Origin of the sequence: Algibacter sp. L1A34, assembly GCF_009796805.1 — a bacterium.
In the GTDB taxonomy this organism is placed as follows: domain Bacteria; phylum Bacteroidota; class Bacteroidia; order Flavobacteriales; family Flavobacteriaceae; genus Algibacter.
In genome coordinates, this window is the sequence record NZ_CP047029.1 from 2481833 (window position 1) to 2494869 (window position 13037).

A 13037-nucleotide genomic window follows, 5' to 3' on the forward strand; every position below is an offset into this window, starting at 1 on the left:
TTTTTCATTTAAAATTGAACATAAATAAAGACTTGTTTTCCTCCAGTAAATATTATTGTTGATAATAAAATAAGAATATAGATAACCCAACGGCTATATTTATTTTTCATTTTATCTAGTTGGAATAATGGACATTCTGTTTCTTTACCATACCATTCAATCAGCATAAAAATAATTATAAAAATAATAATTATAAAAATTAATGCTAAATTGTGACTTGTGAATTTTGGAGCATTAAGAATGGAGGGAGAAAAAATGTTTAAGAAATAATTCCAAGCCTGAAGAATATTATCAGCTCTAAAAATGATTAAACTTAATGTCCAAATTGAAAATGTACCAATAATTCTAAAAAAATCGTTTATCGATGGTAGCCCATACTTGTTTACATTTAGTTCCTTCTTTTTAAAAATTGTTCCTGTAAGAATCAGAGGAATAAAAAGTAACCCATGAAAAAGACCATAAATAACAAAGGTCCAATTTGCTCCATGCCATAGCCCAACTAATATGAAATTAATAATTATAGCCAAAATTAAACCCCAATTACCAAAAGATCGAAACTTGAAACTTAATGGCATAAAAATATAATCTGTTAACCAAGATGTTAAAGATATATGCCAGTTTCGCCAGAATTCTGCTATATTTCGCGAAAAATATGGGTAATTAAAGTTTTTAGTAATATGGAAACCAAGAATTTTACCAACACCAATTGCCATATGCGAATATCCAGAAAAGTCGGTGTATAGTTGAAAGCTATAAAGAATTGCAATAAGGAGTAATTTACTCGCTGATTGGTTTGGGATATCATCCCAAACTTCATTAATAATCGTAGCTAAATTATCTGCAATTACTGCTTTTTGAAATAAACCCCACAGAATTTGTCTACAACCATTTACGGTCAAATCATATTTGAATGATCGTTTGCTTAAAAGTTGAGGAATAAAATTATTTGGTCTATCTATTGGGCCAGACATAATTGTAGGGAAAAAAGCTATATACGTTGCAAAGACTCCAAAATCTTTAGATGGTTCAATTTGGCCACTATGAACTTCAATAATATAACTAATTAGTTTAAAAGTAAAAAAACTTATACCAATAGGCATAATAATATTGAAGGTTCCTATATTTGATTTTAATCCTAACGTGTTTAAAACGGATGAAAATGAATCAATAAAAAAATTGAAATACTTGAAATAAACTAATAAACCAACTCCTAGCAGTATACCTAGGGTTGCTAACCAAGAAGATTTCTTTTCATTTTCTTCAGTTGAATGAATTGCAATACCTAAAGTAAATATTATAACAGTAGCAATTAAGAGTATTGGGATAATTTTCCAATTTACATATCCATAAAAGAAATAACTTGAAAGAAGTAATATCCAATTTTGGTACTTGGTATTTTCTTTAAATAAGAAATAATATAAAAAGAATACAATAACAAAAAATATTAAAAAACTGAGAGAGTTAAAAATCATGATTGGTTATTCTGTTTTTAATACTAAAAGATCAATCATATCTCCAACATTTTTCATTTTATTCAAATCTCTTAATTTAAACTTTATATTAAAAGTATTCTCCACTTCTACAATTAGTAACATGTGGGTTAAAGAATCCCAATTATCAACATCGTTTGCAGTCATTGTCATGTTAATTACTAATTTATCGTCATCAAAAACTTTTCTGAAGATATCTTCAACTTCTTGTGTTATTTTAGTCTTATTCATATTAATTATTTTATGGTTAGTAATATTTTTCTATGATCTATTAATAGCTAAGGTATAGAGTATGTATTAAACTTTATTTTATGAGATTTAATTAATCTTTTTTTTTTAACATATTTAGTTTTAAAATACTGACCTTAAACTGAATAGGCTGAAAATTTATTTTATAGCTCTTTTTTATATTTTAAATTTAAATGCAAGAATAAAAGAATGAATTCCTATTAGTATTATTATATAAATATAATTAACGAGTATCTTAAATTTGTTTTTGATATAATTCTATAAATCCACAATTAACAGAATATAGGTAGCAAAATAAACCATTATCCATTGTGTCTGAAATTTTAGGTTCAAATAACAATCTAAACCCACTATCTTCTAATTCGTCTGCTGCGGCAACAATATCAGTTACCTCATAACAAGTGTGATATACTGTTGATCCCATTTTCTTCAGTATTAAGGATATGGCTGAATCTTCATTTAATTCTTCAATTATCTCAATTATTGGATTATCTTCTTTTTTTAAGAAACAAATTCGTACATTTTGGGAAGGTTCGATTTTAATGTCAGACGGTGAATACCCCAGCTTCTCATAAAATGTTATGCATTTATTAATGCTCTTTGTTGCAATCCCTATATGATGAAATTTATAGTTAATGTTCATAATACACCTTATTTTATTAATGATTTTAGTTCTAGTCGATTAATTTTTCCACTCGTATTTAATGGAAATTCATTTAAAAAATATAGTTTAGAAGGAAGCATGTATGGAGGTAACTGTGTTGATAAATAATTTTTAATGTCATCGCCAGAAACCTCTTTGCTTTCTACAAATAATGCTAGTTCAGTATTACCGGTATTGTTAGTAAAAGCGATTGATATAGCATTTACACCATTAAGATAATCTCTAACTTTATATTCTATTTCTCCAAGCTCTATTCTATACCCTTGTATTTTTACTTGGTAATCAATTCTCCCGTACAATAAAATGTCTCCATCATTATCAAAATTACATGAATCGCCAGTTCTGTAAAACCTTAGCTCTTTATTATTAATTATTTTAGTGATAAACGAGTCTTTATTCTTGCTATCATTTTTCCAATAACCAGGAGTAACTTGGTCTCCAGCAACACATAATTCTCCTTTAATTCCTGGCGCTTTCGTAATATCACCATCAATAAGAATAACAGCCTCTAAACCTTCCATTGCTTTACCAATAGAAAACATGCCGTTTAATGATTTATTTTTAGAATCTCTAAGAATCTCATAATATGTACAATATATTGTAGCTTCAGTTGGTCCATAAAAATTAAATAATCGTGCATTTGGCAGGCATGTTTTCCATTCATCAACCAATTCAATAGGAGAGGCTTCGGCTGTAAGAATATTATACCTCATGCTAGGAATATTAATTTCATCAAAATAAGGACGAAGATATCTTAACATAGACGGTGCCATAGCTCCAAAAGTAATTTCATGATCTTCTAAAAGGCCAAATACATAACTAAATTTTATTTGGTCGTGGGGTATTGTAAATGTGCATGCTCCTCTAGTTAGTGGGACTAAGTATGATTGAACAGAAACATCAAACGTTAAATCGAAAACCTGTAAACACCTGTCTTTTTCGGTAATATCAAATCCTATTTCAAAAAAAGATTTGATAAATGTTCCAACATTTCCTCTTGTAATCGACACACCTTTTGGTTTTCCTGTGCTTCCTGAAGTAAATAATATATAAGCGAGTTCGCTATCTGCTATTTCCTTTATTTCTAAATTGAATTTATTAAAGACTAATTCGTTTGTAGCTATTTTTTCGAATTTTTCATATTTGCTAACCAATGACGAGTCTAATATTAAACTCACCTCTGCTTGATCGATTATTTCAATATTTCTTTCAATTGGCTGTAGCGGATGCAGAGGTACATAGGCTAAACCTTCTAACCAAATAGCAAATATTGAGGCGTAAGTTTCTAAATCGTCATTTACAACTAAGCCTACATTTTTAGAAACAACTTTTTGTAGTTGTAAACAATCTCTAATTTTAGAAATACTTTTAGTAAAGTCTTTATATGTAAAAAATGTTTCATTTATACAGAAAGCATTTAAATCTTTATTAATCTGATTAATGAATGGTTTTAATATATGATCGTTAAAAACGATGGGTTTTAGTTCTTTTCTGTGTTTTTGCATAGATTCTATTTTTTAGTTTAGCATATTACTAGTAATATGCTATTAAAAAAGTTAGAACTATTAATAATAATGAAGGGAGCTTTATTATTTAATATGGTTGAAAAATAATAATTAAAAATGTAAATATTGTAAATAAAGATAATTAATTTGAATATTTAAAAATAAAAACACCTTTAAAGGTACTATTTTATCAACCTTCCTTCAGGAAAGTAGTTAATTCATAAGAAGTTATGAGTATCAAAAAAAAAATAAAGAAAGCTTAAGCATAATTATGAAGTATATCTATTTAAATTCATCTCTATTTTGAAAGTAGAAAATTTGAGGGAAAATAAATTAACGCCAATCTTTAAAAAGAAACCTGATAAATAAAATATAGACGAACATTGGGGATCGCAATGCTAAAACGAGAAAATAACAATATAATACTACCTGTAATTTCTTTTGAAATTAATTATAAGAAACCTGCCCGCTATTATGAGTTTATCACGCTAAAAACAATAATTAAAGAAATGCCAAAAGTTCTAATTTTTATTAATCTGAATATAATCGCACAATTTGTTTTCATAAAAGATTATTTAGTTTTTATTATTCAGGAATAAGATACTGCCAAAAAAAGCCAACCAATTAATGGCTGGCTTTTATAAATTGTAAAAAGTCGTTATTTTTTGCAACAACAATATATTTTACACCTTGCACTTCAATTTCTGCTAGATCTTTTGTGTCGCCTTTAATAAAGAAACCACTTTTACTTGGGGTAATTGCTTTAAAATCACCTTTTCCATTTCCTTTTAAAAAGTTACCAAAACTGCCGTCATTTCGTGGAGTTTCAACTTCCGAAACATATAAGTTGCCAGCAATTAAAGCATCTAAATTGCCGTCTTTATCATAATCATCCACCAATATCTTATTAATACTTGAAAACTGTGCTTCAACTGGTAGTTTATGAGATACAAATTGAGTGCCTTTATTTTCTAAATAAATACTTGCAAACGATTTTACTTGATAATGCAACGACGATTCTAATCCTTTTTTAGTATAAACATCTACTAGTGTAGCTTCAGAAAAAGTATTGTAATCTTTAAATTTTTGTTTAATACCAGGTATTTGTTGAGAAGAGCACGAACGCCCTCTTACAGGAACTTGGTTGCCTTCACTATAATAACTTAATACTATATCTTCTTGATTGTTGTGATCAAAATCATTAAAATAAATATCGAAAGTTTCATTCTCTGTAGCTTTGTATTTATAGTTTAAGCCATTATTTCCTAAGAGATAATCCATATCACCATCACCATCAAAATCACCTTGATTAATACTCCACCACCAACCGGCAGTATCAGGGCCTAAACCCATTTTTTTAGATACATCTTTAAAACCGGTCTTAATGTTTTTAAATACTTTTATCGGCATCCATTCACCAACAATTATAATATCTAACCAACTATCATTATCAAAATCGGAAATAATAGCACTTGTTGCCATTCCTAAATTTAAAAATTCTTTCGCTAATTTATCCGTTTCATTTACAAAAAGAACTCCTTTTTCCGAACTTCTGTTCATTAATAAATAACTACTAGCAGGAGTAGGGTAGTGTCCAGGAATTTGCCTTCCAAGGACTAATAAATCTTCTTTTCCATCTTTATCAAAATCGGCATGATATACCTTGGAACCACTAGTTTTCATTTCTGGAAGTGGTGTTTTTAAGAATTCACCCTTTCCATTATTTAAATACAATCTGTCTTGACATAATTTAGATTCTTTTGCAAACTCATAACCTCCACTTACTACGTATAAATCGTTATCTCCGTCGGCATCAGCATCAAATATCAAGGCACCAACATCTTCACTTAAATTATCTTGTTTTAAAAAGTTTACTGTAGCTTCATTAAAACCTTTATTATTTTGAAAATAAATACTTCCCGTATTCCCGTATGCGCCTCCAATAAAAATATCCTCTAGACCATCATTATTTAAATCTTCTATGGCTAGAGCTGGTCCAAATGCAGACATTTTATGTGGTAGTAATATTTGTGTTGAAAAATCGTCATATTGATTTTCAATGTGTTTATGTTTTGGAAAAAAACTTGTAGTATCTGTTTTAAACAATGTCGCTGTTTTATTGATTTTATTAGCGGAAATCTCCAAATCTTTATGATTTAAAACAAGGTTTTGGTTTGCTTTTACATTATCCATAGTCTGTACTTGCCCATCTGCCCATACAATCTTTAGTTTATCTATGTTTTTATAAGTTCCTAAACCGAAATGAAGTCTTGTGGATACAGACGATTGAAAGCCTCTACTCAAGGTTAATTCTTGCATTTGGGTTTCGTTTTCTGTGGTAACATAAACTCTATTGCCTATTCCGAATTTATTCTGAGATTCATCTTCAAAACGTATGCTTAAATAGTTATTCGTTTCCGAGCTATTGTTTTTGTACACAGAAGCAAAATCGTCAATATTATTCGTGATTATTTCTAAATCGCCATCATTATCTAAATCGGCATAAGCAACACCATTAGAAAACCCTTTGTATTCAATACCCCATTCTTGATTCGCTTTTTCAAAGTCTAAGTTTGCTTTATTTTTAAAGATAAAATTATCAGTTTTTTCTGAAGGAATTTTTAAACTCTTTTCAAGTTTAGTATAATTGGTTGTATCGTTCTTTGAATAAGTATTAAAGAAATCGGTGTTATTAATTTCCCTTCGTATGCCATTAGTAATAAATAAATCTTTATTTCCATCGTTATCAAAATCGGCAAAGAGAGGTCCCCAACTCCAATCGGTTGAAGAGGTTCCTGTTAATCTTGAAATATTTGAAAACTGCGGAACACTATCTACTAATATACCGCTATTTAACTGCATGCAATTATGCATGTATTGATAATGAAAACCCATAAAAATGATCTCTTTAAATACGCTAGGGTTCATGCTAGACATATTGGCTTTTTGTCTGCGGTTACTATTAGCATCCATATCTGCTTGAAAAATATCTAAATTCCCATCGTTATTAAAATCGGCAATATCGAGACCCATACCATAAAAGGCGGTCTGGCTTGTGGCTTGTTTTAAAACTTCTTTAAATGTGCCATCCCTATTATTGAGATAGAAGTAATCTGGAACGCTGTAATCACTAGAAATATATAAATCTTGCCATCCATCATTATTTAAATCACCAGCTGTTACACCTAAAGAAAACCCGTAGCTTTTTACCCCAGATATTTCTGAAACGTTTGTAAATATATCTCCATCATTTCTGAAAAGTTTATCGGACTCCTTATCTGTAACCGTTTTCATTCTATTTAAATAAGTAAAGTTTGAAGTATTTACATTAGAAATTGGATAATTAGCAACATATAAATCTAAATCGCCATCCTTGTCATAATCAAAAAAAGTGCCTTGTACAGAGTTCGCGGCATCATCAATACCAAGTTTTCCTGCCATTTCAATGAAAGTACCATCTCTATTATTCATAAAAAGTTGATTTCTTTTTTCATTCGAAATTCCTGCTACCGAGCAGTAAATGTCTAAAAAGCCATCACCGTTAACGTCTGCCATTGTAGAGCCTGTATACCAACGTTTATCTCCTGCTACGTTTGCTTTTTTAGTAATGTCTTCAAAATGTAGACCTCCTTTGTTTAGAAATAATTTATTTTCAACTTGGTTTCCTGTAAAAAACACATCGATTAAACCATCATTATTAATATCTCCAGTAGAAACACCTCCTCCGAAATAAATAGAGGTGTAGTTGAAGTAATTCATAGAATCATTTTCAATTAAAATGTTTTTAAAATTAATTCCTGTAGAATTAGCCTTTAAGCTTGTAAATATTTTGCCAGTAAGTTTGTTCTCCTCTTTTTTACAACTAGATAAAACCAATAAAGTTATTAGAAAAAATATGTTTTTATATGGCATCTTTACTCTTTTTTATGTTTTAATATAGATATACAAGCTTTCTTAAATAGAAAAACAACGTGAATTACCACGCTGCTTTTCAAAACTAAACAAACTCAAACTATGAAATTCTTTTTTATTAATATCCAGAGTTTTGATCTGCAATGGTTAGTGCGTCATTTTTATCAATTTCTGATGCTGGAATTGGAAATAAATCATTTTTTGATGTATAACCAGCAGAAGATAATTCTTCGTTTGCTTTTCCCCATCTCACTAAATCCCAAAAACGTTGACCTTCATGTGCTAACTCTAAATATTTTTCATTTACAATAGCATCAAATAAAGCATCATCTGCTAAGGTTGCATCTACATCATCTAACCCTGCTCGATCTCTTACTTTATTTAACTCTGTTCTCGCATTATCATCTTGTCCTTCTGCATTATAGGCCTCTGCTGCTAAAAGTAATACTTCCGCATACCTAAACACTCTCCAGTTTGTGGTGTAATTTAGTTCTGCAACACCATCACTAACTGTTTGTGACGAACGTGTAGCATACTTGGTTCTAAATGCGCCTTCGTAATCCCAAGGCGTACCTGTAAGACTTCCACCTACGGCAACAAGTTCGGCTTCCGTCATTAGGGTAGCGGCTTTGCGATCTACATCTCCAGCTGCTTCAAATGCACTTACTAATTTAGCTGTTGGTAAATTAAATCCCCAACCATTTATAAGTCCTGTTCCTGTTAAATCGAAGAAACCATCACCACGAGGTCCCATTAATTGGATGTGTAAATTACTTTCCATTCTACCTCCCCAAGCTACATTACCCCAATCGACACCATTAGTTGATATATAACCTAATTCGAATAATGATTCAACTCCAAACTCTGTGCTTTCTAACCAAATATCTGCTACGTTTGGTTCTAAATCGTGAGCTGGATTAGCTATTACAGCTGCCAAAAACGGAATCGCTTCATCATTTCTTCCTTGAAAGACTAATACTTTTCCTAAAAATGCTTGAGCTGCACCTTTTGATACTCTAAAGTTATGACTTACGGCGCTTTTATCTGGCAAACCAGCTATGGCATCAACTAAATCTAATTCTACTTGTGTATAAATTTGTGCTCTTGTACTCTTTGGTATTGCAAACGCTTCTGGACTAATTGCTGTAGGATTTACTAATCTTAATGGTACATCTCCCCACATGGTTGTTAATTCAAAATAGCACCAAGCTCTCATAAATTTAGCTTCTGCAAGAACAAATTCTTTGTTACTTAACGTACCTGTTTCAACTTCATTTATAATAGTATTAGCTAAAGCAATAGTTTTATAATATCCAGACCAAACACTTTCTATGGAAGGGTTTGATATTGAGATGCTTGTATAATCATCGATGTCTTGTAATTGAGTTTGATCTGTTGAGCTTCCTCCGCCTGCATTTGCTGCATCACCTGGTAATTGTTTTAAAAAGAAGGCACTACTCCAATCCTTAGAATAGTTATATTGCATGATATCATACAAACCTATTAAGGCTTCTTCCGCATTACTTTCACTTTGAAAGAATGTAGAACTCTCTAGAACACCTACAGGTGCTACTTCTGTAAAATCTTCGCTACACGATACACCTGCAAAAAATACAAGTACAACGCTATATAATATTTTTTTCATATTTATTATTTTTTTATTAAAATTCAATTGATAACCCTAACAATATTTTTGAAGGTATTGGATAAAATCCTCTATCTACACCAATACTATTATCAGAAAAACTTCCTGCTTCTGGATCTAAACCGTTGTATTTTGTAAAGGTGAAATAGTCATCTAAAGAAATATAAGTTCTTAACTTTTTAAGCTTAATTTTTTCAACTAAATTTAAAGGAAAATTAAAGCCTAATTGAATTTGTTTAATTCTCATATAGGATCCATCTTCAACCATTAAATCTGTGTCGTATGCTGTAGTAGCATTCGCTGCAGATGGGTATGTTGCATTGTCTCCTGCTTGTTGCCATCTCCCTGTGAAAAACTCAACAGGTTTGTTAGTAATTGGTCTTGAAGGTTGATGGTAAGCTGCAAAAATATCGTTGCCTTGTGTACCTTGAAATCTAACATTTAAATCTAAGTTTTTATATCCTAAATTTATACTACCTCCATAAAGTACATCTGGATGTGGAGAACCTATATTAGTTTTATCATTAGATGTTATTCCTGCTACACCATCGGTATCTACAATAATAATTTCGCCTGTGGCAGGATCTATACCATCTGTTTTATATCCATGAAAATACCAAAGCGGTAATCCTTTTTTAAAGCGTGTAACACCATCATTATTTTGAGGCGCACCAGCACCAACAATAAATCCATCATCACCTACAAAATTAATTTCGGTAACTTCATTTTTAAGGGTAGATAAATTTAAGTTAATACCATAAGTAAAGCCACTTTCTGTGGTGTCTCCATAGCCAATTTCGAATTCAAGTCCTTTATTTTCTACGGTTCCTGCGTTAATTGAAGGTACACCTACTCCTAAAGAAGGTGGAGCAATAATGTTTCCATCAACAAGAAGTAAGTCTTTGGTTGTTTTAATATAATAATCTACAGAGAAGTTTAGTTTACTATTAAAAGCTCTAAAATCTACACCAAGATCTAATTGCTCAGAACGTTCCCAACCTAAATCTGGATTTGGTAAATTACCTGGTGTAATCCCTGTAACACCCTCATAAACAACAGGTACAACACCGCTTTCGCGAGCTACTGTTTGAAATATTAAACTGTTAATATAAGTTCCTAAATTATTATCACTACCATTTTGTCCCCAACTAGCACGAAACTTAGCATAGTTTAATTTAGAATTTTCATTCCAAAAACTCTCTTTAGAAACAACCCAACCAGCGGAAACAGCAGGGAAATATCCTGATTTTTTATCTGTAGGGAAGAAACTTGAGGTATCATATCTTAGCGATCCTTCTAGTAAATATTTTCCTAAATAATCATAAGATAATCTGCCAAAAACAGATTTGCCTGTTCTTTCAAAAATACCACCACCAATAACATCGTTATCTCTGTTAGCAAAATCGAAATAAGCAAATTCATCTGTTTGTTCATGAACATCAGATCCTCTTAAAGTATATGATGGTGCTTTAACTTTTTCAGATGAATATCCTAATAATCCAGTTAAATTATGATTACCTAATTCTTTAGTATAGGTTGCAAAGTTTTCCCATAACCATCTTGAGTTTCTATCGATTTTATTATTTAAAAGTACTGAAGTGTTTTGTGCTTCAGATGAAACAGACCAGATAGGTGTCCATCTATTATCGAATGTATTGGATCTTTCATATCCAAATCTTGATGTGAATGATAAACCTTCGGCTAATTTTAATTTGGCATAAACTGATGATAAAATTTTATCTGTATCAATACCGCCTCTATATCTAAAATTAGCAGATGCTACAGGATTTGTAACCTCTCCAGTAGAATATGTTGGGTATCCATAAACGTTACCATTTTCATCTACCATAGCAGTACCTGCTGCAACTCCATCTTGAGCTCTTTGTGGTAATGTTCCCGAATAAATAACAGGTGTTAATGGATCTATAAGTAATGCATGGTTTATAATTCCTCCAGTAGAATCATCTTCTGCAATAGGTGATGATGCTATATTTGAATATGTAATGTTAGTACCTAATTCTAACCAATCATTCACTTGGGTTTTTAAATTAAGCCTGCCGGTAAACCTTTTATAATCAGAATCATTTCCAACTACACCTTCTTGATCCACATAAGATCCTGAAAAATAAAATGATGTTTTTTCGTTTGCACCAGAAACACTAATATCATGTCTTTGGCTAAAAGCGTTGTTAAAGGTTTCATCTAACCAATTGGTGTTAATTCCATTATCAACTACTTGAGTTTGGCCTGCTTCTTGAAAATAGGTTACAAATTGAGAAGCATCCATTAGTTCCATTGATGTTCTAACCGATTGCGTTGCTATTTGCGTACTGTAGCTAACCACCGTTTCACCAACTTTACCTTGTTTAGTTGTAATTATAATAACGCCATTTGCTCCTTGTGTACCATAAATAGCACAAGAGGCTGCATCTTTTAAAACCTCAATGTTGGCAACATCGTTAGGAGAGATATTATCAATAGAACTTACTTTAATTCCGTCAACAATATATAATGGATCTGAGTTTCCATTAGATCCTGCACCTCTAATTCTTATTTTTGCTCCTGATCCTGGCGCTCCAGATGAAGATACTACAGTTACCCCAGAAGTTTTACCTTGTAAAACACCCTCTATACGAGGCGCTGAGTTGTTTTGAATATCTTTAGAGTCAATACTAGAAATGGCTCCAGTAACCAAACTTTTCTGTTTTGTACCGTAACCAACTACAACAACCTCGTTTAATTGGGCTGCATCTTCTTCTAATAATATTTTTATTGAAGATTGTCCTGTGTAATTGAGTTCTTGTGTAACATATCCAACAAAAGAAAAGATTAAAACATCTCCTTTACTGGCTTTAACCTCAAATTCTCCATCAAAGTCGGTTACAGCTCCTACAGTAGTTCCTTTAACAACAACATTAACACCGGGAATTGGTCCTGTAACATCGGAAACCGTACCCTTAGCGGTTGTTTGCGCATAAATAATACTTCCTATTAATAAAAATACGGGAAGTACTAATTTTTTTAGTAATCTGTTTTTCATAAAATTTAGTTTAGAATTAGGTTTTGTTTAAGTTGTATACAAGAAAAGAGATTTCTAAAAAATATAGATTATAACAAATACTACTAGAGCTATTATAGCTACTAATAATACTATTTCTATAACTTTATACCATTTGGAAAAATCGATTTTCATACAATACAAATGTTAAGAAAATATTAAAATATTAATATGAACTTTAGAGCGACCTATGATATTTTTGTAGCATTTATTGATTTCACACTTTCAATGCAACATTTATTATAGTTTATGCAACAATTATTATGAAGTAATAAGAGGTTTTAAGACGTTGATTTAAAACATTGTAGAAGGTAGGTTTTAGTTTTACAATTGAATACGTATTTAGGCTTAATAACATTCTGAAAAAGGTTTTGTTTTATATGAATATGAGCATTAAATTATATTGAAGTTTGATTAGGCTAATGAGTAAAAGGCCCATACGGTTTGCAACTTTATATGATAAATGAAGTTGGACAACTAGAGCTATTAGAGGTAAGTGCTTTATTCTAAAGCA

General features: G+C 30.9%; 7 protein-coding genes. All 7 read right to left on the reverse strand.

Annotation, left to right across the window (positions count from 1 at the left end; genetic code table 11):
• Nucleotides 1-8: 8 nt before the first annotated feature.
• The 7 genes from GQR97_RS10600 to GQR97_RS10630 all read right to left on the reverse strand — a co-directional run bounded on the left by GQR97_RS10600 (nucleotide 9) and on the right by GQR97_RS10630 (nucleotide 12505).
• On the reverse strand, nucleotides 9-1472 hold the full coding sequence (locus GQR97_RS10600; protein ID WP_158848178.1) for an MBOAT family O-acyltransferase: 1464 nt from the start codon (nucleotides 1470-1472) through the stop codon (nucleotides 9-11).
• Between the two features lie 6 nt (nucleotides 1473-1478).
• Nucleotides 1479-1721 carry an acyl carrier protein gene (locus GQR97_RS10605; protein WP_158848180.1) on the reverse strand — a complete coding sequence of 81 codons (243 nt, stop codon included), beginning with the start codon at nucleotides 1719-1721 and terminating at the stop codon, nucleotides 1479-1481.
• A gap of 253 nt (nucleotides 1722-1974) precedes the next feature.
• Entirely contained in the window at nucleotides 1975-2382 is a 408-nt protein-coding gene (locus GQR97_RS10610) for a VOC family protein (protein ID WP_158848182.1), read from the reverse strand.
• 8 nt (nucleotides 2383-2390) lie between these two features.
• Nucleotides 2391-3908, reverse strand: coding sequence for an AMP-binding protein (locus GQR97_RS10615; RefSeq protein ID WP_158848184.1), 1518 nt, complete (start codon nucleotides 3906-3908; stop codon nucleotides 2391-2393).
• A 624-nt stretch (nucleotides 3909-4532) separates the two neighbouring features.
• Nucleotides 4533-7820: a VCBS repeat-containing protein gene (locus GQR97_RS10620; protein WP_158848186.1), complete on the reverse strand. Its 3288-nt coding sequence runs from the start codon at nucleotides 7818-7820 to the stop codon at nucleotides 4533-4535.
• 118 nt (nucleotides 7821-7938) lie between these two features.
• Nucleotides 7939-9465 carry a RagB/SusD family nutrient uptake outer membrane protein gene (locus GQR97_RS10625; RefSeq protein ID WP_158848188.1) on the reverse strand — a complete coding sequence of 509 codons (1527 nt, stop codon included), beginning with the start codon at nucleotides 9463-9465 and terminating at the stop codon, nucleotides 7939-7941.
• Nucleotides 9466-9481: 16 nt separating this feature from the next.
• Entirely contained in the window at nucleotides 9482-12505 is a 3024-nt protein-coding gene (locus tag GQR97_RS10630) for a SusC/RagA family TonB-linked outer membrane protein (RefSeq protein ID WP_158848190.1), read from the reverse strand.
• Nucleotides 12506-13037 lie beyond the last annotated feature (532 nt).